The following is a 24622-nucleotide window of genomic DNA, read 5'->3' on the forward strand; positions in this document are numbered from 1 at the left end:
ACCCGCCATTTGTATCTGCCGTTCTCATCCTGTTAATCTTGTCACAAGTTTGGCGAACTTTACTCCGAAATCTCGGCATCGCTTCTCTTCTCTTCCTCTAGGCGCCCCAACTACCGCAAGCCCATAATGTTGATCGTCAGGATCCCCCTTGACGATCATGCCGTGAATTAGAAGTGACTCTAAAATGGATAGGAGTGTTGTCTCGGCTCCTGAGGCGGTTCCTCCCGAGGATGTGAAGGCTGCTCCAGTCTTGCCTTCGAGTCTCCCATGGATCTCAACCGTCTTGTCGAGAAAAGCCTTAATCTTACCGCTCATGTTCCCATAATATGTTGGAGATCCGATGATTATTCCATCAGCTTCGAGAACGTCCTGCAGTGAGCACTCATCTACTCTCTTCACCATGCTCTCTATACCTTTAACCGATCTTAAACCATCATCGATTAAGTGGGCGATCTTCTCAGTGTTTCCAGTTCTAGAGTCATATATTATTAAGATTCTAGCCATGGCTACGCTTCACCATTTTCCTTTCTAAGAGAATTAGGCGCCGAGAATTTATCTCTTTTCAGTACTTCGTTACATATGGTTATTGGCTGAATCTTTTTTGAAGGTAATAGTGGTTTTAGAAGATTTTTTGCAAGGCTTATGCAGGCTGTTATTGCTAATGATAAGAAGGTGGCGGCTACTATGTCGAGGGGGAAGTGGAAGCCTGTATAAACGACTGAAAAGCTAATGAGGTAGCAAAGTGCGGTAAGGAGTAGGCCGCAACTGCGTTTCTCAATAAGTATTGGTAATGTAAGCCCAAATGCGAGGGCTGCAGTTGTTGATGGAAGCGAGAAGGGGCTTGAATGCCAGAATCCTATTAATCTCGCCTCATACATTACTCTTCCATTCACGACGATTTCAGGTCGTGGTCTCTGAATGAAGTTCTTAATTGTTGAACCTACTAGGTATGAGACTGCACCGTTTATGATAGAGAGGGTTGCGGTCAGTCTTGACGATTTTCTCGATGAGAAGATGAGCGACATGAGGGCCAAGACGTAGAATAAGCAGAAGGCAACAGGGGAGACGTATACGCAGATGAAGTCTAAAATGGGATTAATCATTCCCAGATTTATGAGAAGGAAGAGCTCTTCATCACCTATAACCAGAACGGCTCCAAATAGTACTATTGAAGGAATTAATGATGCCAAGTATGTCCGAATTATTTCCTTCCTGAAAGACAATGTCGCTATGCCTTCCCTTTATTACCCTATGTTTTCATCAGACTATGCAACGAACTTTAAAAACCTTTGCTTGCTATTGTAGCGTTTATATTAAAGGTATGTTTGAGTTGATCACATGGACGGAGAAAAGAGATTCGAATTTCTTGACCATATGGCGGATGCTTACATTGCAGCGTATGGAAAAGACTTGGCTGAGGCGTTCGAGAATGCGGCGCTCGCGATGTTTGAGACTATGACAGACACTGCATGCGTGAAAAAAGAGGTTGAAGAAAGCGTCGAAATCATGGGACAAGACAAGGAGAGTCTGCTTTACAACTGGTTGGAGGACCTTCTAATACGATTTGAGGTTACAGGAATGTTATATTCCGTTTTCAAGGTGGAAAGCATAGAGAGGTGGAAGGAGGGGTATAGGCTTAAAGCTAGAATTTATGGTGAGCCATTTAATCCAGAGGTGCATAAGCAGAAGGTGGGTATAAAAGCCGTGACTTATCATCGAATGGAGATTGAGGAGAGCCCGGGAAGGACAACGGTAAAATTCCTTTTAGACCTTTGAAGATTCGAGACAAATTTTTGTCTTGAAAAATGAACGTTGATTAGAGAGAGGGATTGTGAACTTTGTCAATATCCACTAGATGCGGATATACGAATCCGAGGGATACACGATTCTGCACTGCGTGGAGCCGAAAATTGCGGTAGAAGGTTCCGCATCACGGAAAGGACGCTTCATTATGGTTAAAACACCCGCTGTTCGAGGTTTATCGGATAAAAGAGGTTATATGAGTCGTCACAGGTTTAACTGCGAGGAGATGGGGCGTGGCTGGAAAGTTCGTTGCAGGCTTCTAATACGTGGCCGGAGGCGAAGAGCTCTGGAGATGGAAGCAAACGCGGTTATAGGATTAGATGTAGAATCCTTCGATCTTCTAAGTAGGATAGAATAATAATATCCGCTACCGGGACGGCTGTAATACTTAAGCCTGAACCCCAATAATATCTGTGTGATCCTTGCATTGAGTGATGAAGGCGGAATTTGTAGCGAGACATATTGAAGATGTGGTTTCAAGGATAATCTTGCTTTATCTTTTCCATTATTCTCTTTTCCAGCTCTGGATTTATCTCTATGCCTAAGCATCTCCTCTTCAGTTTCATGCATACCTTCAACGTCGTTCCCGAGCCTAACACGGGATCTATAACTAGGTCGCCTGGGTTTGAGGATGTTCTTATGCACCTCTCGACCAATTCGTTTGGCAGTTCGTTGCCAGCAGTCTCTTCTCCGTGATGGTATGGTCTCTTAATTGTCCAAACGTCCTCCGCGTAGTGCTCGGGCTTATTGAAGGTGTAGTGCTCCTCGTCCTTCACAAGCAGTAACAGATGACAATGAGATGTAACGAATCTTCTTCTGGTGAACACTCCAAACTGATACTTCCAAATTACATGGTTCAATTGTATGAAACCCGCGTCTTCTACAGCGTCTAGGACATGCCGAAGATTGTTCCATCCGGAAACAAGCCACATACTTCCATTAGGCTTCAGGGCGTCATAGCACCACTCAACCAAATCCCTGATAAACTTTGGGTACTCTTTTCGAGGGACCTCCACGTATGATAGGGCATCAGGGGTTCTATGATACGTCCCAAGGTTGCTCCTAAAATCAATCCCGAAAGGCGGATCAGCAAAGACCAAGTCCGCCTCAACATCTAGCTCGATATTACGAAAGTCGTCAAAAACGATCATGTAACCCTCGCTTATTCTTTGAATATTCTTGGACTTACACCTCAACATTCTACCACGCTTCGACTATAATAATCGGATTGGAAAACATACGAAACAGTAAGCCTCATTAGAGATTTTTCATGTGAAAGATTAAAAGTGTTTTTGGATCATATGCAAGTATAGTTCGAAATAAGTATGCCAACGTAAAAATTCTGAAGGGAAACCTCCTGAAACCAGATTTCAGTCCAAAAATAGAACATTATAATGCTAAATCTTATCTGTCGCTTTTTTTGTACCAATGTTAATTTAGGCAATATTTTGCCTGCAATTTAGATACTTCACATGTACTCGGGTTTTGGTTACTGAATACATCAAAAATCACTTTCTTAATATTTAAATTAGTAGTGTTAACTAAGGTATTTTTTGGATGCTTCTAGCTTCATGTCTCATAGTAATCAACCCAAGTAGTGGCGGGCCCGCTGGGATTTGAACCCAGGACCTCCGGCTCCGCAGGCCGACGTCATAATCCATGCTAGACCACGGGCCCGATTTCTCCCGTCATAATACCCTTTAATCCTTTTTATCTCATTTTGTTGATGAGTCTTGAAAGGTTTAGTTACAATTATACAACTTCAAATCGCTCTCTTAAATTATATGTAGGTTGCGAAGTGGTTAGGGGCTGGTTTGATGAGTTAGTGGTTGTGAAAGTTGGAGAGCAGCAGGCGATTATGTTGGTATGCTAGGGGATTCATTAAAGATTATGGCAAATAGTTATTAAAACTGGTTAAGTAAACTCCTAATGAATTGTTAAGAAGTTTCGAAGAATTGGTTCTTGAGGTGGACTTTAAATGCATTAGAGGTATATGGCCAAATAAGTTTGGCTATCGTTTGCTTTGGGATAAACTACTTGAGCTGGGCTGTATCATCCTAGATGTAGAATACAAAGTTTTTAAGGCTGATCACCGAATTTTTCAGTCGGTGTTATATGGTCAAGGTTGACAGGGTCATTTATTATTTTCTGGAGCCAGGTCCTGAGAATACGGAAGATGTGCTGAAGGCTGTTGCTAAGAGGCTTGAGGTTGGAGATGTTAAGACTGTTGTTGTGGCCAGCACCTCTGGAAATACAGGCGCAAAGTTTGCTAGGGCGCTTAAAGGAAAAGCCAAGGTTATCGCAGTCTCCCATGAAAAGATGGAGAACAGATTTAAAGATGAGATAGTTGGGCTTGGAGGCATCGCAATAGACAAGACGCACTTGCCACTTCACGGTAGGGGAATGGATAAAGTGAGAGATGCCCTTTATAGCTTGGGCCAAGGCTTCAAGGTTGCAGTCGAAGTGATCTTAATAGCCGCCGACAAGGGAGTCATAAAGCCATGTGAGGATGTTATAGGGGTCGGAGGCAGCGGTGAGGGAAGCGACACAGCGATAGTGTCCAGATCAACAACCACAAAAGAGGCCTTCGGCAGGGACTCAAGCAGTAAGCTTGAAGTAAGAGAAATAATAGCCATGCCCTTAAAGAAGAAATGGTGGGACTAGTTCGCATACGTTGAAGACGCTTAAGGCTGTTTTTACCGCCTAAGCCAAGGCGAATCTATCTTAGCCGCTCTAAACTCTGATCTGCTGGCCAAGCTAGGTCCAAATGAAGATGCATGACCGCCCAGCCCTTCTCCCCACTTCTGATTTGAGGCCCAAGATTTTATATTTTACCAACTGGTAGGATGTATAGCGGCTGCTCATTTTCCGGCAGCCTAAGCACAGATTTAACCTGATCGTCATAGAATGCCCCCACGGTGACTGTGCCCAAGCTCAATGCCGTCGACTGGAGGTAGATGTTTTGGGCTGCATGCCCAGCCTCCATGTGCACATATCTGATTCCCCTGTCGCCATACTTAACAGTCGTTCTCTCATAAACCGCTGCAATGACGATGTCTATTGCACCATTCTTGACTGGTGCTTGTCCAAGCGCCGCCGCGGATAGCTCCTCCCTCTTGTCTCCATCAAGAACCTTTATGATCCTATGCCCCTCCGGCTTATACTTATAAACGCCCTTATCTAGTCCCTCTACATTCCCAACCACAAGATAAACTTCTAACGGGTAGAGAGCTCCTGCGGAAGGAGCTGTCCTCAGCCCCCTTTCATCAGTGATTCCCTGAGCAGCCCACAAAAGCTGGGAAACCTCATGCAGCGTCAAGGGCTCAGCCTTATAATCCCTGATCGACCTTCTCCTCAATAGCGCCTCTTCGACCGAAACATTACTAACATATCTAGGAGATGGAAGCGCAATCTCCTTCGCATCAGTCGACGGGAAAGATCCATCAGCCTTTGGACCGAAAGAATGCCAAAGAAGTAGTGACGCTGTTGCCGCCCCAAGAATCAGGGCTAACATCATCATTGTTCCTTTTCTCGTCCTTATCATACACTTCACCTACACTATACCTGACTAAATCCATCAATTTAATAATTCGCCTACACCCAATTACTGGAGGCCGTGAAACAGAAGATAACATCCGAAGAAAAGAGGCAAACACCTGGTGGACGGGCATTTTTCCCTATCAATCAAAAAGGAATGGCTTAAGAATCTCACGTGATACGGTAAATGATGAAGGAGAGAGGTATGCTCAAAATAGACGCCGCAATCAGCAATCTTCGGTCAGACACTTCTAGGGTAGGTCGGAGTATCTTATCAGCCTATCCTCTAACCCCACCCTATTAAGCTTGGATATTAATGTGTAGTAATTCCTTCGCGAGATATCCCTCCCCCTAGAAGAAGAGGCATTCTCATCGACACCATGCATCAATATGACTGCGAGTCTCTCATTATACATCAAGTATGCCATCATCTCATCCACGTAAGCCCAGCCATGAGCCTCTATAACCTCATCTGAAAGGTAAAGCGCCCTAAGCTTTTGGGGCGGCGGATAATCATTAAGGTATCTGATCCACCTATCCAAGTCGGCATGTAAACTTCCCACCCAATACCTAAACCACTCATTAAAGTATTTTTCCTGCCAATCAAGATACTGAAGGAATGGCGGGGTGAAGGCGACCGGCTTAACTCCAAACTCTCTCTCTATCCACTCACTAGCTCCTAGAACCTCCCTTTCTAAGCAATCTAAATGCGAATCCTCACAGGTTAAGTAGGATAAATTAGTATGCGACATGCTATGGTTCTGTAAATCAACCCTCCCGCTGGCAAGCATCATTCGCAGCTCACTTATGCTACATGCCCCCTTACGATTCCTCACACTCCTGGAGAGCAACAAATTCGAGGAAACATTCTCTGAGCCGACCTTAACATATGCCGCCGTGACCATTATGCTGAATCTATGCTTGAATGGAAGGAATGCGTTTGAGAATACATTCGCATCGGCATCATCATGCTCCAGGATGATGTAGCCTTTACCACTCATATAGTTCACACTTGCATATAAGTGCTGGGTGAAGACAATTTAAAATATGCCGCATGAATGTAAGGCTTTGCTATCCAAGAACAGCCTACAATAAATTTTCACACACCTTCAATATTGCTACCTCAACTGTAGGAATCTCAGAATATATGGTGCTGACGCCGTGAGGATATTATTTACTATGATGATGTTTGTAACTATTAGGGGAAATAGATAGGCGGTTTGAGTAGGAAGGCTTAGAGACGTCAGCGTATTATATGTTAGAATGCTGAGAGTAGCGTTAGCTAGGCCTGTACCGCACATCAAGGTCATGAAGATCTTGTGTTCAGACTCAGCACTCCCAAAGGTTGAGCCTATTACGGAGAGAAAACGTATCGCCAAGTTGACCGCAACTATGAGTAATGCGAAGAGCAAACCATATAGGTCGGGTCTATATATAAGCCCAAGAAAAACAAAGAAAAATGCTCTTACCAAAAAAGCCATCTCCCCCTGAAAGTCTTTAATCTTTCTGACAAGTCTCGGAATATTTTTCTGACTATTAGCATAATTGGAATGCGGTCTACGAAAAATTCTGAGCATGTCCGCCCAGTTACCGAGCATTAGACCGAATAAAAGAGCAGAAAGGGCGCCACTGCCTCCTAAGAACTCTGTGGAGGTGTAGCAGAAGAGTAATAGTGCTATCGTGAACATATACGTGTACTCCTGCCCCTCTATTAGAGGAACTAGTCGTAGCCACACAAGGCCTATTAAGACTCCCAAAAACGCGCCTACAGCGAATCTGGCCATCATTGAAGCAGCTGTCTGCTGAATATCAACCAAACCTTCAACGTACAAATGAAGCATCGTGATAACCAGTACTATGTTAAGGATATCCGTTATTACGGATTCAAGCGATAGCATCGTATTCACCTCCTTGCTTACCTTCATCTTATTCATTAAAGGAACTATGACAACTGAGCATGTTCCCGCAGTCATTGGCCCTAGAATCGCCGCTTCAAGCGGGCTAAGGCCAAAAGCGGTCTGTCCAAAAAAGTCATGAATAACGTGACAGCAACTACGTAAAGAATTCCTAAGACCATGGCCCTCAGGCTCTCAGAGGCGGCTCTCCATAAATCCATGTTCAACCCTCCATCGAACAATATGATCATAAGGGTTAATGTGGCCAAGTAAGGGGTCAATGCCATCATGGCGTCAGGAGGGAAAACTCTGAAGACTGGCCCGAGAATTATGCCTACGAAGATTAGGAATATCGTGTCAGGCAGCCTAGTACTATTAAACAGAACATTCGCTAGGAAGCCGATAGTAATAATTGCGCCAACTAGGGCAAAAACCACGAGCATTTCGACCAAAGACCATCAAACACAATTTCTCTTTGCAAAAATTATAATTCTTTCTATTATTAGCCTTCTTTATTGGAGACGCATCCGGGCCTTACAATTACAAAACTTCTAAACCGTACATTTGACTATTTTGGCTTGAAGATCTCCATGCCAGACACTACGGCTATTCATAACAGTGACATCCAGCTTTTCAAATGTCTCCTCTAGAATTTTTGAAGCTGAGGATATCATTACTAATGTTGCACCCTCAAAATTCGCCTTGATTGTGCCGATAAATTTTTCGTAGAGTCTACGAACCCCCTCTTTCGGATAAGCCCTCAAACCGTACGGGGGATTGACAGCGAACAGATCAACATCAAGTCTTGGATAATCTGAGATGTTTGTTGCATCACCTAGTTTGAAGTTGATTGTCCCGCTGACTCCTGCATTCTGTGCGTTTTCGATTCCCCCCTTAAGATGTCTATCATTCTTATCCATCGCGTAGATGGGGAAGACCGAGTAGATCTCACTTCCTAAAAGTTTTGTCTTTAGTTCTTCGAAATCGTTTCTGTTACAGATTTTTAGCTTGCAGAATGCGAAATCATATCTGAATTTTCCAGGAGGACTATTCCTAGCCCATAGTGCCGCTTCGATGGGGATGGTTGCGCCACCGCACATTGGATCAAGGATAGTTTTAGATGGTGTCCAGTCGCCTATTCTAAGCATGGAGTAGGCGATAGTCGGCTTCAAGGCTGCTGGGTGATTATAAACTCTATAGCCTCGTCTATGCAGAGAAGGGCCAGTAGTATTTACGCCCAGAAGAAACTGATTATCCCTGACTAAAGAATAGAACTCTACATCAGGGTCCTCAAGATTCACCCTTAACACTCTTCCTTTCGTCCCTTCAAAAGAATCTTTTATCGCCTGCCCAACAACACGTGAGACATCCATACTCGTAAAGTCGTGTGCGCCGATCCTTTCACTCCTCACTGCAAACGTTTGATGCGGATCAATTATCCAAGCGTAATCTATCTCCCTTGCAAGTTTATAGATCCCTTCCAAATCTTCAAACTCTTCTCTGCATAATTCGATAAAGACCTTATTTATTGTCCTAGCCTTTAGATTGAGAAGGTAAATGTCCTCTAATCGACCGCTAAATGATATCCTGCCCACTTCTGGCTTTGCAGATATCCGCGCTAATTCCGCGACCTCTTCGCAGGCAATATCCTCTATACCCCTCGCGGTTGTGGCGAATAATGCAAGTGTCTCCATTGTAATGCAGCGGCATAGGTCCCACTTTTGTATGCCGCCACAGTGATTCAGCCAGAATCCTAACTTAAGGCTTACGATTCAAATCATCTTAAGATCTTACACCGCGTATACTGTTGGATCGGGCACTCCAGCTTCCTCAAACGCTCTCCTCCTGTTGATGCAGGACTCGCATCTGCCGCAATGTTTTTCTCCCTCTAAATAGCATGACCATGTTAGACTGAAGGGAACTCCGAGTTCATTGCCGATCTTTATTATCTCAGACTTCAGTATGTTTCGGAAGGGCGCCTCAATATATATCTCCCGCTCTGTCCCCAGTTTAGCGGCCTGCTCAAAGGACTTATAGAACTCCTCTCTACAATCTGGATAGAAGGGTCTATCAGAGGCCTGAGCGCCGTAAAAAATGTGTGTCGCGCCAACAGATAATGCATACGCAACCGCGATTGAAAGGAAGATGGCATTCCTAAATGGCACAATGAGTGAATGATCAAAACCTGCAGAGACAGGGATACTCTTATCGCAGAGTGAGGTCACACCAGCGAAGATCTCTTTTAGAGAAGAGACATTTACGACTTTTATCGGGGCATTCAGTTTCTTAGCTATTTTCCGTGCAGATTCTATCTCTCTCGCTGCTCTCTGTCCATAATTGAAGGTTATCGCATGAACTTCGTAACCCTCCCTCTTCGCCCAATAAGCAACCGTTGAAGAATCTATCCCACCGCTCAGAATCACAACACACTTACCTTTCTCCAACTTCACTGCCACCATCTAAACCTTTTGTCTATAAGTCTAAAGAAGACGGCACCTGTTAGGCATACTATCTGCTCGCTTGCAAAGAGATATGGCATAGTAGCCCACATCGGCAAACCTAAAAGCTGATCAAGCATCCAACTGACGCTTGCTGAGATAATTGTAGCAATGACGAATCCGGTGACAAAGTAGCTCTTATCAAACCTTAGACCAGCTGCATATCCACATAGTCCAGCGATCAAACTCATCAGAGGCATGAAAACGAGTTCATGAAAACCGACATAAGGGCTGAAAATGTTTCCGACGAATACTCCAACAGCGTAGCCAATAGCCAACGTCCATTTTTTTGCAATAGCGGGCCTGAGGATGCCTGCAACCCTAAACTGCAGAGCTGAAAAGGATATTGGGGCAAACAAGTAGACCAAGGACGCGTACATCGCAGCAAATACAGCGGCCAACGAAATATCTTTACTCTTCAATTATTTTTCCTCCCAACTCCGGGGTTTATTAGGCGGAACGGGTGGGAGGCCCCACTCACCCGCCTATCATTTTATTAATTAACAAACGAGGTAATTAATAATTTTGTCTTCTCTCCCATATGTTATGATGTTGAATTTCTATTCTTTTCACATATTATAAAGAAACTTGCGCTCGTGCTCGGTATCTTTGAAAATGCATAGTCCAAGATTTCCAACAGTCTGTTTGATCTGAAAACGGCTCTTGCACCATAAGCCTTCAAGGGCCTAAATCCGTATCGATATAGTAGATTTTCCAGTGTTCTTAACGTGCATGTATGAATGTGATCTATCCCTCCATTAGCCATCTTTGATACGACTACTCCGTGAGGTTGCAGACCTAGAAAGAGCTTTAACCTGTTAACCCAGTCGGCTAAATTCGGTATTGAGACTAATAATAGCCCTTCATCATCAAGAATGCGGTAAGACTCCATAAGAGCGTTATCAAAGAATCTTAGATGTTCAAGAACGCCAAATGATGTGACAAGATCAAAGAATCTCTCAGGAAAAGGCAATTTATCTGTCTCTAAGTCTACTTTATAAACTCTCATTAATCTTTTACTGGCAATGAAGATCCTCTCATCATTAATATCTACTCCATAAGTCTCTTTAAAGCAGAGACAATGACCTATGAAATACGGGATGAAGCCACATCCACAACCTAGATCACATAATCTTTCTCTTCTATCTAGGCGTGCATCAATATAAGAGATAATTTTATTTGTAAGTTTATCTTGTTGAAGAAGCGTTTGCAGAGTTCTACTTGTTTGCAAGTCCTCAAGTGTTGCTTCTCGAAGCATTTCAAATCTCTTAGAAATATGGCAATTATTGCCATCTTCTTTCATTAGAAATTTATCCCCTCTTTATAGGCGCGAAAGATGTTGGAAAAAATAAGATTCCATTAGGGACTACAGTCAATGAATCATTTGGATCTCGGCTTCATCGCTATTGTTAAAGACGATGCTGAAAGTACTATCGAAACAAGACCAAGTGTGACCCCAAGATACCCGATGAAGGGATCAGCTGGTTCCCCGGGATCTCCTTTCGGCCCTTGGACGCCTTGCGATCCAGTCAAGTCTGGGACAGTATACTCTATTTCTTGTGTTACGGTTGAAGTTGAGGCAACAAGCCTATATGACCCCTGTAAGCTTGTTGGGACAATGACGATTGCTGAAAAAGCGCCGTACTCATCGGTCTCTATAGTCTCTGTAAAATTAAATATCACTCCTATATCTGTCTCAAGTCTCAACCAGACAATCTCGTAAGCATCAAAGCCGGTGCCGGAAACCCTGAAAATATTGCTGTTTTGCGTTGACGCGAATAGTTGCTGTGCCTCATCCTGTGCAACTACTGGAAAGATAAGCGACACGCATAGAAACAAAGCCATAGATAAGGTTGTTTTATTCTTCATTTTTGTCACCTATTCTTCGGGAATGGGAAATTTTATTTAATGATTTTTCAGAATGTCATCCCAAAGCTTACAGAGTTATGCCAAAATATTCTCATAATCTGGCTTTATACGCACATATTTTCTAGAATTGTAAGGCACATAGTGAAAAAAGATAGTTCTCAAAAGCCGGCATCATATTATCTTTCACAATCAAAAATTAAAAAATGTAGGTGTTGAGGAAAGTTAAACAAAAAAAGAGGGGGTCAATGGCGCACTATGACTTCTCAATGACGGTTAATGATGCGATGATTATTCTTGTGACTTTCCCCTGCTCGATGTCAACCCAGACCTGGGCCCAGCCGCCTGAACCGTTCCGCAATACGACTACAGCGCTTGTAGCCTTCATCGTCACTGTACCATCTCCCTCAACTCTCAACGCAATCTTGGGCATCACATTGGTGATATTGTAGCCCTGCTCAATCAGTGATTGAACATCTGGATCGCCTTCAGCGATAGCGATTACATTTTCTTTGAATTCATCACTTATTTCAATCGACCATCCACGTCCACATTTTTGTCCCCAGCCACGAGCCATTGGAACAGGAGCTATGCCCGCATTGTTCTTGCCATTTCCCTCTCCATTGCCTGTTGAAGGTTGTGAAATCGCTCTGCCAAACGGTGTCAGGGCCCACAGCCAACGGTGAAACTGATTTGCTCCTGCCGCACTGACCGTTAAGATCGCGCTTCCAACAATTAGAGCGATGACTATTAGAGTTGACGCCGTCAAGAGGCTTCTTCTGTCCATTCTAGTCACCCCTTACGCAAGTCATCAGCTATCTTGCGGGCTATTAAAGGATTTTTCAGAATCTTTCCTCAATCTGACCATAATTCTCAAATCAGATATTACATTTGAGAAGCTCTGTCTACCTTAGAGCGCAATCTTTCCCATTCGCAAATTATGCGAACCAATTCATACTCTTCTACTTTAAGCTTAGGTATAAGAGAATTAGAACAGCGATGAAAGTAAATAGATCCGGAAGCATTGCGAATGGGCCTAGACCAAACGCACGAAAACCAAAAACCCAATGGAGTAATGGATTAGAAGCCAGTGTGTAAAGAAGCAAGGTTAAAGAGAATATTATCAGTCCCGCCGTAAAATTCGATTTTGTCTTCCTATATACTCCAAGATATATGATGAGCAGGATCGTTGTGATTGCGGCATTCGCAGTTGAGATTACCGTCTTAACGGTATAGAAAAGTTCAATGTCTCCCGGTGGCGGCGGATTAATCCCCCACTCCCTAAGTTTCGCTCTGACCGCCGACTGAATCTCCGGCCAAGGTCTATTATTTCTTCTCATAGTCTCAATCAATTGTTCAATCTCAAGGTTCCTTTGCTCAGTAAGGTTCAGCCGCTCTCTTCCCAGAAACTCAATCAACGAGCCTACCGGACCCGTTACAATCAAGAGTAAGGTAAACAAGATTATGATCAACACTAACGCGGCAATAACTAAAATTCTCTCTCTACTACTCATCAATTTCTTCATTCACTCTTTCCTCCTTTTTTCTTTTTCCCAAATTTTCTCCAAAATCTCCTCGAACAGAGCATAGTTCTCCTCCATCTCTTGGGTTAGAAAGTATGTGAGACCATACCTGCCACCAGCAGAGGTTATAATCTTATTCTCTTCTAGAACCTCAAGATGATGCCTAATAGTTCTATAGTCCATCCCTAGAAGATTCGCCAGCTGATTAGCATTTTTTGGTGACTCTTTAAGAGCCTTTATTATCTGAGCACGCGTAGCCCCGCCCCTTGTGCCAGCTATCAACCATCCCAGAACATATCGTAAGGGGCGATATCTATAAGCCATTCATCTTTGGCTCCTTTTCGCAATAAATGATCGGTCCCTTAGTCAATATATCCGGTTTATGCTGCTTATTTGATAGATTGATTTGGCATATATCTCTGTAATGATGATTTGGATGGATTAAAAAAGATTCTGAGAAAATTCTGAAAAAATATTAAATAGAATCGCGGTGACGTTTCGTTTCTTGTATGAACGCAAAAGTGGCGGGACAACTGAAATGTCTTTTGAGTTGAGCTTGGCCCTTCGAAACTTAGGAAGGAGAAAACTCCGCACAGGGCTAACTGTTTCAGGCATCGTTGTCGGAATCACTCTAATGTTTGTACTCATGTCTCTTATCTCAACTATGGACGTGCAGTCTAGGCGGATGATTAGAGCACTTGGTGGCGCAGATATAACAGTCTCTAACTCCACTAGGATGGGACGCTTCGGATTCGAAGGCTTTCTGATGACAACTATAACAATGGACCAATCAATTATGAATATCATAAAAGACATCGCAGGAGTATATGCTGTCTCTCCCCAGCTCTCTCTGAACGGATTTGTTAACGGTAATCGCTGCTCTCTAAACGGTATAGACCCAGAAACCTACTATATTGTAGTAGGAGATCTAAACATCGTGAGCGGAAGAACACTCTCAAGAGATGATAATTATAGGATTGTCCTAGGACGAACATTGGCGGATAACGCAGGAATAGGTGTTGGACAGACCGTTACAGTTGGTATGAACTCAACAAGCGGCTACAGATTCACTGTTATCGGAATATTCGAGACAGGAATGCCATTCCAAGAGATGGTCGGCTACATTCTTTTGAGTGACGCTCAAGCCATATCAAATCAAGAAGGTTTAGTAACTCAGATACTTGTAAAATGCATCGACCCAAATGATGTGAGCACCATTACTGAGAAGATTTCAAACATGATCCCTGGAGTGAGAGTGACGGTGCCTACGGGAACAGTCCAGCAAGCATCCCAGATGCTGAATACGTTAACTATGTTCTTTGCCACGATAGGCCTAGTCGCATTGGTAGCGGGTAGCTTCGGCGTTGTCAATACGATGGTCATGTCCGTAAGTGAGAGAACCCGTGAAATTGGGACATTAAAAGCCATCGGTGCAAAGAACATCGAGATATTAAAGATATTCCTTACTGAGGCATTATTAATCGGTCTTCTAGGAGGCTTGATTGGGGTCGGAGCAGGTATAGCCCTATCCTACCTATTTCCGTATCTATCCCAGTTCATTGGCTTCATACCAACAGGAGGTACACCATTCGGCAGAATGGGACCAGGCCTAAGAGGGGCATCAACAATAACCCTGACGCCCACATTGGACCCGCTGATCATATTCTTCTGTCTCTCTTTAGGCATCTTAGTAGGTGTTCTAGCCGGACTTTATCCGGCATGGCGTGCTTCACGCATGAAGCCTGTGGAGGCGCTTAGACATGTCTAAAATCATTGTTAGAACCATTGGATTATCAAAGACTTATAGGCGGGGGCTCATCACTATCAAAGCCCTAAATAACGTGGATCTACAGATAGCTGAGGGAGAGATTGCATGCATAATGGGTCCCTCGGGGTCAGGGAAGACAACGCTTCTCAACCTCATAGGAGGCTTGGATAAGCCTACCCATGGCAAAGTCTTCGTCGACGGCACTGACATAACAAGCCTAAACGATAGAGCTCTTGCTAACTATAGGCTTAGAAAAGTAGGATTCATATTCCAGTTCTATAACCTAATACCGACATTAACAGCGCTCGAGAATGTAGAGGTTCCACTAGCATTCGCAAAAGTTCCGAAAGATGAGAGGAAGGCTCGTGCATTAAACCTGCTTAGAACTGTTGGGCTGGAGGATCGGGCTGACCACAAACCGGACGAGCTAAGCGGAGGTGAACAGCAAAGGGTCGCAATTGCAAGAGCCTTAGCGAACAATCCCACATTGATATTGGCTGACGAACCTACGGGCGATCTGGATTCCAAATCGGCGGTCTCATTCATGAAGATTGTCAAGGAGCTCAACGCAAAGGAGGGTAGGACATTCATTATCGTAACTCATGATCCACTAGTCGTTGAACAGTGTTCAAGACTTTTCACAATACGGGATGGGCAGATAGAATCTATACATTGACATCTTTTGATTCGCTTGAGAGATCAAAAGAAAAATAACGTGTATTTTAGCATTTAGACGTGCCTTTAGGGATATGTTAACGTTGTATACCAAAAGTTATCTCCAGAAGGTTTTTAAATCACCTTTGATTAGGATTTAGGGTCAAATTAGTTTATCCTCTCAAGGAACACTTCACGGATTTAACAGTGGGAAGGAGCGGTTGGAAGACGTTCAATATCGTGACGTTAGAGGATTCGGTTCGGATTCCACCTGACAAATTCGGCCAGCCGCTTGAGGTAATAGCCCGTGAGCAGCTGAAGATGAGATACGAAGGCATAATCGACGAAGAACTGGGCTATGTTATCGCCGTAACAGACATCGAAGTCTCGCCTGTAGGAAAAATCATACCTGGAGATGGTGCAACCTATCATAAAGTGAATTTTACTCTATTAACTTTCTATCCGAAGCTGCAAGAAGTTGTTGAAGGAGAAGTTGTCGAAATCGCAGACTTCGGTGCATTCGTCAGAATTGGACCAGTTGACGCTCTGATCCATGTATCGCAGATTATGGATGACTTCATCTCATATGATGATAAGCAAGGGATACTGATGGGAAAAGAGACCAAAAGAAAAGTGACAACAGGAGATCGAATGAGAGTGCGCATAACCGCTGTATCCCTAGGTCGCGGAGGAAGCTTCGGAAAGATAGGCGTCACCGCGAGACAGCCATTCCTAGGGAATATTGAATGGATAGAGCAGGACATAAAAGGCGCCAAGCAGAAGACTGCGGAAAAAGAATAAGAAAGGAAGGATCGTGATAGGGATGGTGGAAAAGGCCTGCAGAAACTGCCACCTAATTTCCGACCAGAATACGTGTCCAAACTGTAAATCCTCTGACCTTAGCGAAGATTTCACTGGCTTAGCAATAATACTTGACCCGGAGAGATCTGCGATCGCCAATATAATGAAAATAGACCGAAAGGGCCGCTACGCCATTAAGATAAGGTGATGAAATATTCTTATTTTGACAGATGAATTAAGGGCTGAATTGAAAAGGCCGCTTGGATTGCTCCTTAAAAATTCAAATACACCTGCAGTTGAAAAACTACGAGATATTTTAGAAGCAAAAAAGCCTAAAAAGTTGATCGCTGTGGGGGATAGGGTTTCTAGGGATCTGTTAAAAAACGGTATCCGCCCAGATATGGTAATCATAGATTATAAGATTATGAGGGAACCAGTTGACCCGCTTGACTTTCAAGCTGAGAAAACATTTCACCTAGAGAATAGAGCTGGAACAATATCCGAAGACTCTTGGAAAATAATTGGAGACGCCGCGAGATATAATGGGACAACAAAGATTGTAGTTGAAGGGGAGGAGGATCTATTAACGCTTGTTGCCGTATCATGTTCGCCATCGGGGTCCCTTGTAATCTATGGCCAGCCTCGGGAAGGAATTGTGGTCGTGGAGGTCACAGACTCAGCAAAGGAAAAAGTTAAAGATATAATTCGGAGAATGAGACAAGAGGTCTCGAAAAACTAAAGTAAGACCTTTGATTGAAAAAGTTATCCCAAAGACTGGTGGGCAAAATGAAGGTTTCAATCATAGATCAGAGTCGTAACGAACTGTTAAAGAGGTTAGAAGTGAAATTCCAGGTCGAGCATCCAAACGATGGAACGCCGTCCAGGTTAGAAGTTAGAGAAAAGATTGCGAATAAACTTGGAATTGACGTAGAGAGGGTGTATGTAAGAAAGATGGAGACAAAAAGTGGGGTCAGAGTAGCCGTCGGAGAAGCAATGATTTACGACACAGTCGACCAAGCTAAATATGTTGAACCGGAACACATAATACTCAGGAACGTCAAGAAGAAGGAAGAAAAGGTGCAATAAGGAGATGTCGCAAAAGAAGGAGAAATCCGTGCATTCCTACTACAAGATTGAAGGGTCAAAGGTCAAAAGGCTGTTACCGACATGTGAAAGATGCGGCGCCGGATACTTCATGGCTGATCATGGAGATCGCTACTCTTGTGGACACTGCGGCTTTACAAGATATAAGTCGGAAAACTCTTTGAAAAAAGAGAATTCGCACTTTGAGTGATTGCTGTTTTTCGATTATCTATTATCTTCAGGTCCTTCCTCTTATGTCTTCTTGCTTATTGAAAGGTATAAGAGGATCCCTGAGAGCGCTAAGAAAATGATCGTAAGTCCAATTACAAGCATCCTCACAGAGGAATACACATCAGTATATTCGAATAATGGAAGAAAGACCATCCATGAATACCATATTAGAAGCAGGCAGCATACCGAAGATATCACGTAGAAAATATTTATTCTTATTCCGCTCAACCAATCACTTCCGCCGCAACCTATCCAAACTCTTTTAGGATATGACCTTTTATTAATGGTTTTGCATAGAAAAAGATATAGAATGGAGAGTTGGAGAAGATAGATATGCGAATAGGGATAATTTCTGACACCCATGACAGGCTTGAACTAATAGATAATATCGTTCGCAGGCTGAATGAGGAGAAACTGGATCTGGTTCTCCATGCAGGGGACTATATAGCACCCTTTGTAGTGGAGCGATTTAGACCGTTAAATATGAAGATGATAGGCGTCTTAGGTAATAATGATGCGGAGAGAACGTTGCTTACCGAAAAATTCAAACAGATAGATAAGCAGATTACGGGTAAATTCGCTGAGATAATCGCCGACGGCTTAAAGATAGCATTACTTCATGGCGAGGAGGATTTGCTGCTGAACTCTATAATCAAGACTGGATACTATGATGTCGTTGTACATGGGCATACGCATCGCGCTGAAATAAGAAGAGAAGGAAATACTGTTATCGTAAACCCAGGCGAAGTTTGTGGCTATCTAAGCAACCAATCAACTTACGCAATTCTCAACACAGAACCTTTTGATGTCAAGATATGTCTAATTGATAAATGATCTTGAAGTTCTGCCTAACAGATATCTCTTATTTACGTATATGGTGGACTGGTGGGCCACATTTTTCTTCTCTCTTTCTCTCCTGAGCAGTTATATGAGCCTCTCTTAGAGGCGCAGGGATCCTGTACCGTCCTGCACAATGAACTACTATCTTTATCGCATTATCTAAAGAGATCTTGTATCCTTGACTTACATATATCGGCTTAACATTCGGTCTTGTCGAGACCTCGGCGCCTATGATCTTTCCTTCGTGGACTATCAGTTTATGCGTTCTCTCATTAGTTTCGATGACCTCGCCGCAAAGCAAACCTTTGGCGACCCCAATTGTAGGAGCATCAAGCAGTAAACCTAGATGTGTTGCAAAACCTAGATGGGATGGATGAGCATATCCATGTCCATCAACCAGGAACACGTCAGGTCTCGTCCTAAGCCTCTTAACTGCTGAATAGGCTGGACGTATCTCCCTAAAAGATAATAGTGTTGGCACGTAAGGAAAATAGACGGTCTCCATTGACGTTTGCTTCTCAACAACCTGAAACGATTCATAATCTAATACGGCGACGGCTCCAAATGCAAAATCGCCTGAATATGCCACGTCTACACCTGCAACAAGATTTATTTTACTCGGCAAGCAGTCTTCAATGACTATTCTCTCTTTAAGAAGATTTTGCATTCTTCTCGCCTCCTCCAAAGAGATTCTAAGATGAGGAAGAATAGAAACAGACATATTGTCCACCCTGAGATATATGCAAAACTCTCATACTTCAATCCGATATTTCAGCTCTTATCCCCAAGAAAACGGGTCCATAAACATCAATCTTCTTCTTATGACTCATTATGTATCGGAGCACAGGATCACTTAGCTTCAGGTTAATGTCACTTAGGCGCCTAACCATCTTAACGCGGATGTCAACCCTACTTTTACCCGACTTCGCAGCCTCCTCGATATTTGCTGCTGCAAATTTTGCAATGCCGTCAATATACCTAATTCCTGTGGATTTACCCTTTTCACGGACTTCCTTCAGTACGGGAATTTGCTCTCTTCCAGCAGGAGGCACGCCTAAGATGTTTCCATTATATACGTATAAGCAGTTCTCGCCAGCTGGTCCCATTAAGGTGGAGTTCGTCTCATTCTCGTAAAGGTAGACTTGTACATGTTTCCCTAATAGTGATCCCTCGAACGCCAAGAATTCGCATGGGCTCGGCTCTTTTGCGTGCCTTATCGCCTCTGCGATTATCAGCTGGGCAATCTTGTCTCCTTCCTCTGTCTCTGGTTGAATGTCAAAGCTTATGCTTCTGGCTATTTCCTCGTCTGAATATGCAATTTCCCTATAGAATTGAGGATAGACAAGCCTTCTAATGTCTTCTTCACAGTGAGTAACCAATGCCAGCCGCTCCACACCAATCCCAACGTTCAAAACCGGATATTCCAAGTTGTACCTAGCTAGGGCAATAGGGCTGTACATGCCATAATCTACTACCTCAACCCACCTCTTCGATACTGGATTGTAGATGAAGCCCTCATACTCTGTTCCCGGAGCATAATACTTTGATGTCGTCTTCTTCTTTACAAATCTAAATTCTTTGATTCCAAGAGGATCGAGTAACGCCCTCACTATTACCTCTCCATAGTCCTCACCAACCTCCTCATCCATTATAACGCAGCTCGCTGAATGATGAACGCGGAGATGAGTAGGATCTTCACTCTGTTCCCTTCTAAATCTGATATCAATCGAAAAGAGTTTAATAGGGGTCTCCATTTTATGCTGCAGGGCTTGAAGCGTTAGGAACCAAGCGCTGGTCATATGCGATCTTAAAGTAAGATGTGAAGGCTCAGGTCGCAGGGTGGAAAACTCGGGAAAAACTTCTGAGACGACTCTTATCGCTGCCTGATCTGATGTTTCAAGTGCAGACGCGATTTTCTCGACAAGATCGTCGGAATCGATTTCTCCCTTCTTATATTTTCTTAACACTTTCTGGAGAGCCGATATTTTTGCATCATCGATTGCTATACCTATCTTCTTTATCTCTTCGCATTTGCTTTTGCTTAAACCAATGTCAGGCCTTGGAAGAGCAGCCAGATAGTAGCATCGATCCAATATTATTGGCGCTTCCGGACCATATTGCTTATAGATCTCGTTTTCGTCGATGATAATTGGGTTCATAACCTCATCGAACCCTAATTCCAGAAATGATAGTCTGAGTCTTTGGATAAGATCATATATTGGATGTGATGCTCCATGCCTCCTAGCCGTCAACTTGGCCATGTTAGAGGATGATGGAAGTAGTTTTCTGCTTTCATACCAAGCGATTTCGAAGCCTTCTTTCTTCACGTTCTCCAGGATTTCTTTAGGCTCCAAAGGACCCTTCATTTTCTATCCTCTCAAGCTTTTTCTTGAGTTCATGGATAGAATCCTCGAGAAAGCCTCTCCTCACTTCGAGAGTTATGTCGCCCCTTGTCGCCTCTATCACGCGCCTTGCAACGTCACATTTTCTCCTTAGGCTTGGGACCAATGACTGAGCTTCGTCTAAGTTTATCAGTTCCATATATATTGCCTCCATGTATTCTAAACATTCTTCAGCTTTCTCGGTCTCTCCATTTCTGAGGAAGTCAAGAGCTCTGCGTCTCAGCTCTCCAATAACGTCAGCCAGACCTAAAACATAAGGGGTCGGAGGGACACCAATCTCCTCAGGCTTTGGAAAACGCTTATCATTGACCAGAGAAATCATTATGTATGCCTCCGCATATTCTTCGAAAGCCGAATCGGCCAGTCCGCCGTATGTGAAGTCTGGGCTCTCTTTGGAAAGCTCAACGATATTTGCAAATGTAACCTTAGCTTCTTCAAGCTTATTTCTTGCCTCATCAAGTCTATGTTTATGAAGAAGAAGAATAGCTTGTTTCGAGAGCTTTGTTGCCCTGCGAAGATGTGCCTGAATTGTCTGGCGAAAACTGTCCCTTTTAACAATACTTTCTTGTACCTCTTTTAATGTCTCGCCTAAGGACATGGTGCTCACTTGCTTTGACGGTGAATTTTACGATCACTTCTTATATGGCGTAAAGGTTATTTAAAATCTCTCAAAGTATACATGAAAAACTTACACAAGACTAAAGTTTATTATCTAGCATTAAATAAGACGTGGTGCAATGTAAATTGACTTTTGCCCCCTTCAAATCGGTCTCATCTAGGCTTAAACGTATTCCATGCGCGATGACGGTCGCCGGGTCTGACAGTTCTGGGGGCGCTGGCATCGAGGCAGACCTGAAAACCTTCTGCGCTCTAGGTGTCCATGGAGCCTGTGTTGTAACAGCAGTGACATCCCAGAACACAAGAGGAGTATATGACATTTATCCGGTTGATCCTGACGCCGTCAAGAGGCAGATGGAAACGATCCTAGAGGATATTCACGTTGACTCAGTCAAGACAGGTATGCTTTACTCTAAAGAGGTAATTAACGTCGTCTCGGAAATGATCGACAAGTATGATCTCAAGGCAGTTGTGGACCCTGTTCTCTCTGCGGGGACCGGCGACCCCTTAATCGTTGAGGATGGGTTAGATGCCCTCGTCAAGATATTGTTACCGAAAGCCAAGGTGGCGACACCTAACATAATTGAAGCAGAGGTAATTCTGAAAACTTCTATTAGAAACCTTGAGGATGCGAAAGATGCTGCCAAAAAGATCGCTCAGCTAGGTCCAAAAACGGTGGTTTTAAAGGGAGGTCATCTTAAATTATGCGATGATAAAGTATACGATGTAGTGTGTCTGGAAGATGGTGCGATAAAGATATTTGAGAAGAAACGTGTTCTAGGCGAATTTCATGGTTTGGGCTGCGTCTTCTCGGCGGCAATTGCTGGACATATGGCTTTAGGATCAAACCTGAAAGACGCAGTCGAAAGAGCTGAAGGCTTAATAAGTGAAGTTATCCTGAACCCATGTAAAATTGGCCATGGGAGAGCTATAATCAATCCTGTAGATAATATTTACAGGAAATCTGAGAGGTTCCAGAGCTTATTGGAAGTGCAAAAAGCAATAGAGATTATTGAGTCGAGAAGCGAACTCTCGCCATTTATAGCCGAGGTTGGCACTCAGATTGGTATGGCAATCCCATTCGCATCAAATTTCGATGACGTTGCAGCTGTTGAAGGAAGAATTGTTAAGGTTCGCGGCAAGCCTAAAGCCGTTGGTCAGGTATGTTTCGGGGCCTCGAGACATATTGCAAGCGTAATCCTCGCAGTGATGGAGTACAATCCAGAGATGAGGGCGGCACTCAATCTTCGTTATGATCGAGGATTAATAGAAGCTTTCAAGAAGGCAGGCTATAGGATTTCATGCTTCGACAGAAGACTTGAACCTGCAACCGCTAAAGAGGTCGAGGGTAGTACATTAGATTGGGGAGTGAGAGAAGCAATAAGGAGTTTAGGCGGGGTTCCAGATGTAATATTTGATCTGGGCGATGTTGGAAAGGAGCCTATGATCCGCGTTATCGGAAAGACGGCAAGCGACGTTCTTCATAAGACCTTGGAAGCATTGAAGCATCTATGAATTGTTTCTTTCTATAACTCTCCTCTCCAACAGTAGAGGCAAAGGTCCTCCTCTTTAAGACCGGTATTTCCCGGAGCTTCTATTACGGCTCTGACAAGGTTTCTTAGTGACTGAAACTTCAGAGTTGTAAATCCGATTTGCTTTCTTATTTCTTCAACCATTGTAGCATACTCTGGGCTCTTAGGATCCAAGTATTTGCTTACATCTTTCTCATTCTCAATCATAGCAAGCGCCTTGCATGTTGCTAGGTCGTTTCTCCTCGTTGAAAGATCAAAGATGCATGGATACATCTGAGGTGGAGAAGCTATCCTCCCATGAATTTCTTTTGGATTATATGGCAAAATCTTCTCTTTCAGAAGATCTCTAAGCTGTGTGCCCCGGCGGATTGAGTCGTCTATAAGGATTATCCTTTTCCCCTCTATCATTTGAGGATTTGGAATCTGCTTATACCTTGCTATCAACTCTCTTTTTTCCTTTGTTGGAGGAATATAGCTCCTGCCCCATCCGGGAGTATATTTTATAAGCGGCCTCCGCAGAGGGGGGATAAGCTTGAATGTTTCGGCTACTACTTTCTCCAGATGCTCTATATCTAATTCGCCGTTTTTTAATTTCTTTATGGCTGCAGATATCCTCTCCTCTGCAAGTTCGATCTTTCTTTTTACGTACCCAACAGAGTGGGGAAAGCCGGAATCCGCTATGCCAAGTACTAAATCTGCTTCTACATCGTCTTCTTCTGCAAGAAAGCCTCCACATCTTTCGCGGACAATCTCTGCGTTGATACCATAATAGTCAGACGTTGGGAATCCGAAGTAGACGTGAAGGAATGGACAGAATTTCCTCTTGAATTGCATGTTATTCCTAGTCTTCAGACCTCTTTCACTGATGGAGACTATCTCTCGATAATCGAGGAATTTTAAGATTTTAAAACCAAGATTTGGAAATGATGTTGTTTCAGATGCGATGGCAACGTCGTTGCCTCTTATACCTATGATCAGCGGGAACATGTCGCCAGAAGCGTAAATGCTCCTCTCATCTTTTGAAAGGACAAGAAGGGATATTGTTCCATCAATCTTTTCATACATTCTTTCTATTCCATCGATGATGTTCTTTCCCCTACTTATCAGCTCGCCTACAATCTCCGTCTGGTTCGGCACAACCTTTCCATCCCTGTTTATAGATTTCTTGAACGTTGCCCCGGAATTTATCAGTTCGCGATAAAGCAGATCCGCGTTTCTGATGAGTCCTACTGTACATACAGCATAGGTTCCTATACTAGTTTCGAATATCAGAGGCTGTTCTTCTTGCGCATTGCTGATAACGCCTATTCCCATTATGCCGCTTATTTTTCCATACTCTCTTTGGAATTCCGACTTGAATTGACTGTTGCTGATGTCGTGGAATATTATTTTGATGTCATCGTCTAGAAAGGCTAATCCGCCGATCTCTGTGCCGAGATGAGAGTGATAGTCGACACCGAAGTAGAGATCATCCCTGAACCTTTCCCTTGAATATACGCCGAAAAGTCCGCCTAACATTTTATCATCGAAGGATGAGTTTGTGAAGACCGTATAAAGCATTTTTGCACTAT

At 43.5% G+C, this 24622-nt stretch carries 32 protein-coding genes and 1 tRNA gene; 12 read left to right on the plus strand and 21 right to left on the minus strand.

From position 1 onward, the window contains the following. Positions 1 to 24 precede the first annotated feature (24 nt). Together NZ952_00510 and NZ952_00515 are read right to left on the minus strand one after the other, a co-directional pair. Positions 25 to 504 carry an NAD(P)H-dependent oxidoreductase gene (locus NZ952_00510; protein ID MCS7119682.1) on the minus strand — a complete coding sequence of 160 codons (480 nt, stop codon included), beginning with the start codon at positions 502 to 504 and terminating at the stop codon, positions 25 to 27. A 2-nt stretch (positions 505 to 506) separates the two neighbouring features. After that, positions 507 to 1223 (minus strand): phosphatase PAP2 family protein, encoded by a 717-nt coding sequence (locus NZ952_00515; protein MCS7119683.1) that lies wholly within the window; start codon positions 1221 to 1223, stop codon positions 507 to 509. 115 nt (positions 1224 to 1338) lie between these two features. Here NZ952_00515 and NZ952_00520 point away from each other — a divergent pair, with 115 nt between their 5' ends. Together NZ952_00520 and NZ952_00525 are read left to right on the plus strand one after the other, a co-directional pair. Next, positions 1339 to 1776, plus strand: a complete 438-nt coding sequence (locus NZ952_00520; protein MCS7119684.1) for an archease — start codon at positions 1339 to 1341, stop codon at positions 1774 to 1776. A 79-nt stretch (positions 1777 to 1855) separates the two neighbouring features. Further along, entirely contained in the window at positions 1856 to 2161 is a 306-nt protein-coding gene (locus NZ952_00525; protein MCS7119685.1) for a hypothetical protein, read from the plus strand. A gap of 118 nt (positions 2162 to 2279) precedes the next feature. Here NZ952_00525 and NZ952_00530 read toward each other — a convergent pair whose 3' ends face one another. Both NZ952_00530 and NZ952_00535 read right to left on the minus strand, forming a co-directional pair. After that, positions 2280 to 3002: a site-specific DNA-methyltransferase gene (locus tag NZ952_00530; GenBank protein MCS7119686.1), complete on the minus strand. Its 723-nt coding sequence runs from the start codon at positions 3000 to 3002 to the stop codon at positions 2280 to 2282. A gap of 399 nt (positions 3003 to 3401) precedes the next feature. Then, a tRNA-Arg gene (locus NZ952_00535) sits at positions 3402 to 3480 on the minus strand. A gap of 438 nt (positions 3481 to 3918) precedes the next feature. On the opposite strand from NZ952_00535, the gene NZ952_00540 reads away from it, so the two are divergent. Further along, complete coding sequence (locus tag NZ952_00540) at positions 3919 to 4467, plus strand: hypothetical protein (protein ID MCS7119687.1); 549 nt, start codon at positions 3919 to 3921, stop codon at positions 4465 to 4467. A 160-nt stretch (positions 4468 to 4627) separates the two neighbouring features. Here NZ952_00540 and NZ952_00545 read toward each other — a convergent pair whose 3' ends face one another. The 12 genes from NZ952_00545 to NZ952_00600 all read right to left on the minus strand — a co-directional run bounded on the left by NZ952_00545 (position 4628) and on the right by NZ952_00600 (position 13446). Further along, positions 4628 to 5347, minus strand: a complete 720-nt coding sequence (locus NZ952_00545; GenBank protein MCS7119688.1) for a SagB/ThcOx family dehydrogenase — start codon at positions 5345 to 5347, stop codon at positions 4628 to 4630. Positions 5348 to 5591: 244 nt separating this feature from the next. Beyond that, positions 5592 to 6341, minus strand: a complete 750-nt coding sequence (locus tag NZ952_00550; GenBank protein MCS7119689.1) for a polysaccharide deacetylase family protein — start codon at positions 6339 to 6341, stop codon at positions 5592 to 5594. 117 nt (positions 6342 to 6458) lie between these two features. Beyond that, the gene (locus NZ952_00555) at positions 6459 to 7313 is read right to left on the minus strand and encodes a cation:proton antiporter (protein ID MCS7119690.1); all 855 of its coding nucleotides are present in this window, start codon (positions 7311 to 7313) and stop codon (positions 6459 to 6461) included. 5 nt (positions 7314 to 7318) lie between these two features. Next, the gene (locus tag NZ952_00560) at positions 7319 to 7672 is read right to left on the minus strand and encodes a cation:proton antiporter (protein ID MCS7119691.1); all 354 of its coding nucleotides are present in this window, start codon (positions 7670 to 7672) and stop codon (positions 7319 to 7321) included. A gap of 114 nt (positions 7673 to 7786) precedes the next feature. Further along, the gene (trm14, locus tag NZ952_00565; protein ID MCS7119692.1) at positions 7787 to 8929 is read right to left on the minus strand and encodes a tRNA (guanine(6)-N2)-methyltransferase; all 1143 of its coding nucleotides are present in this window, start codon (positions 8927 to 8929) and stop codon (positions 7787 to 7789) included. 96 nt (positions 8930 to 9025) lie between these two features. Then, positions 9026 to 9679, minus strand: a complete 654-nt coding sequence (queC, locus tag NZ952_00570) for a 7-cyano-7-deazaguanine synthase QueC (protein ID MCS7119693.1) — start codon at positions 9677 to 9679, stop codon at positions 9026 to 9028. Between the two features lie 2 nt (positions 9680 to 9681). Then, complete coding sequence (locus NZ952_00575) at positions 9682 to 10155, minus strand: QueT transporter family protein (protein MCS7119694.1); 474 nt, start codon at positions 10153 to 10155, stop codon at positions 9682 to 9684. 122 nt (positions 10156 to 10277) lie between these two features. Beyond that, on the minus strand, positions 10278 to 10991 hold the full coding sequence (locus NZ952_00580) for a class I SAM-dependent methyltransferase (GenBank protein ID MCS7119695.1): 714 nt from the start codon (positions 10989 to 10991) through the stop codon (positions 10278 to 10280). Between the two features lie 122 nt (positions 10992 to 11113). Then, positions 11114 to 11602, minus strand: a complete 489-nt coding sequence (locus NZ952_00585) for a hypothetical protein (protein ID MCS7119696.1) — start codon at positions 11600 to 11602, stop codon at positions 11114 to 11116. 253 nt (positions 11603 to 11855) lie between these two features. Next, positions 11856 to 12386: a hypothetical protein gene (locus NZ952_00590; protein ID MCS7119697.1), complete on the minus strand. Its 531-nt coding sequence runs from the start codon at positions 12384 to 12386 to the stop codon at positions 11856 to 11858. 175 nt (positions 12387 to 12561) lie between these two features. After that, the gene (locus NZ952_00595) at positions 12562 to 13125 is read right to left on the minus strand and encodes a hypothetical protein (GenBank protein ID MCS7119698.1); all 564 of its coding nucleotides are present in this window, start codon (positions 13123 to 13125) and stop codon (positions 12562 to 12564) included. Next, positions 13126 to 13446, minus strand: coding sequence for a winged helix-turn-helix domain-containing protein (locus NZ952_00600; GenBank protein ID MCS7119699.1), 321 nt, complete (start codon positions 13444 to 13446; stop codon positions 13126 to 13128). 214 nt (positions 13447 to 13660) lie between these two features. On the opposite strand from NZ952_00600, the gene NZ952_00605 reads away from it, so the two are divergent. From NZ952_00605 to NZ952_00635, 7 genes are all read left to right on the plus strand, one after another. Continuing rightward, entirely contained in the window at positions 13661 to 14890 is a 1230-nt protein-coding gene (locus tag NZ952_00605) for an ABC transporter permease (GenBank protein ID MCS7119700.1), read from the plus strand. Further along, positions 14883 to 15566 carry an ABC transporter ATP-binding protein gene (locus NZ952_00610; protein MCS7119701.1) on the plus strand — a complete coding sequence of 228 codons (684 nt, stop codon included), beginning with the start codon at positions 14883 to 14885 and terminating at the stop codon, positions 15564 to 15566. The genes NZ952_00605 and NZ952_00610 overlap by 8 nt, the downstream gene beginning before the upstream one ends. Positions 15567 to 15751: 185 nt before the next feature. Then, on the plus strand, positions 15752 to 16345 hold the full coding sequence (locus NZ952_00615; GenBank protein ID MCS7119702.1) for a DNA-directed RNA polymerase: 594 nt from the start codon (positions 15752 to 15754) through the stop codon (positions 16343 to 16345). 22 nt (positions 16346 to 16367) lie between these two features. Next, on the plus strand, positions 16368 to 16553 hold the full coding sequence (locus NZ952_00620) for a DNA-directed RNA polymerase, subunit E'' (protein MCS7119703.1): 186 nt from the start codon (positions 16368 to 16370) through the stop codon (positions 16551 to 16553). A gap of 15 nt (positions 16554 to 16568) precedes the next feature. After that, entirely contained in the window at positions 16569 to 17084 is a 516-nt protein-coding gene (locus tag NZ952_00625; protein ID MCS7119704.1) for a GTP-dependent dephospho-CoA kinase family protein, read from the plus strand. 47 nt (positions 17085 to 17131) lie between these two features. Next, positions 17132 to 17431: a 30S ribosomal protein S24e gene (gene rps24e, locus NZ952_00630; GenBank protein MCS7119705.1), complete on the plus strand. Its 300-nt coding sequence runs from the start codon at positions 17132 to 17134 to the stop codon at positions 17429 to 17431. 4 nt (positions 17432 to 17435) lie between these two features. Continuing rightward, positions 17436 to 17639, plus strand: a complete 204-nt coding sequence (locus NZ952_00635; protein ID MCS7119706.1) for a 30S ribosomal protein S27ae — start codon at positions 17436 to 17438, stop codon at positions 17637 to 17639. A 41-nt stretch (positions 17640 to 17680) separates the two neighbouring features. Here the strand turns inward: NZ952_00635 and NZ952_00640 are convergent, their stop codons facing one another. Then, positions 17681 to 17887 carry a hypothetical protein gene (locus NZ952_00640; protein ID MCS7119707.1) on the minus strand — a complete coding sequence of 69 codons (207 nt, stop codon included), beginning with the start codon at positions 17885 to 17887 and terminating at the stop codon, positions 17681 to 17683. 90 nt (positions 17888 to 17977) lie between these two features. Between NZ952_00640 and NZ952_00645 the strand changes: the two genes are divergently transcribed. Beyond that, positions 17978 to 18493 (plus strand): metallophosphoesterase, encoded by a 516-nt coding sequence (locus tag NZ952_00645; protein ID MCS7119708.1) that lies wholly within the window; start codon positions 17978 to 17980, stop codon positions 18491 to 18493. A 28-nt stretch (positions 18494 to 18521) separates the two neighbouring features. Here the strand turns inward: NZ952_00645 and NZ952_00650 are convergent, their stop codons facing one another. From NZ952_00650 to NZ952_00660, 3 genes are read right to left on the minus strand one after another with little or no spacing between them, the layout of a single operon-like run. Beyond that, positions 18522 to 19220, minus strand: coding sequence for an endonuclease V (locus NZ952_00650; protein ID MCS7119709.1), 699 nt, complete (start codon positions 19218 to 19220; stop codon positions 18522 to 18524). Between the two features lie 37 nt (positions 19221 to 19257). Continuing rightward, a complete protein-coding gene (gene sepS / locus NZ952_00655) occupies positions 19258 to 20865 on the minus strand; it encodes an O-phosphoserine--tRNA ligase (GenBank protein ID MCS7119710.1) in 1608 nt (535 codons plus the stop codon). Further along, positions 20843 to 21499: a haloacid dehalogenase gene (locus NZ952_00660; protein ID MCS7119711.1), complete on the minus strand. Its 657-nt coding sequence runs from the start codon at positions 21497 to 21499 to the stop codon at positions 20843 to 20845. The genes sepS and NZ952_00660 overlap by 23 nt, the downstream gene beginning before the upstream one ends. Positions 21500 to 21645: 146 nt before the next feature. On the opposite strand from NZ952_00660, the gene thiD reads away from it, so the two are divergent. After that, positions 21646 to 23034 (plus strand): bifunctional hydroxymethylpyrimidine kinase/phosphomethylpyrimidine kinase, encoded by a 1389-nt coding sequence (gene thiD / locus NZ952_00665; protein MCS7119712.1) that lies wholly within the window; start codon positions 21646 to 21648, stop codon positions 23032 to 23034. Between the two features lie 11 nt (positions 23035 to 23045). Here the strand turns inward: thiD and NZ952_00670 are convergent, their stop codons facing one another. After that, the gene (locus tag NZ952_00670) at positions 23046 to 24611 is read right to left on the minus strand and encodes an amidophosphoribosyltransferase (protein ID MCS7119713.1); all 1566 of its coding nucleotides are present in this window, start codon (positions 24609 to 24611) and stop codon (positions 23046 to 23048) included. Positions 24612 to 24622 lie beyond the last annotated feature (11 nt).

The sequence above is a fragment of the Candidatus Bathyarchaeota archaeon genome, from assembly GCA_025059045.1.
GTDB lineage: Archaea > Thermoproteota > Bathyarchaeia > Bathyarchaeales > DTEX01 > JANXEA01.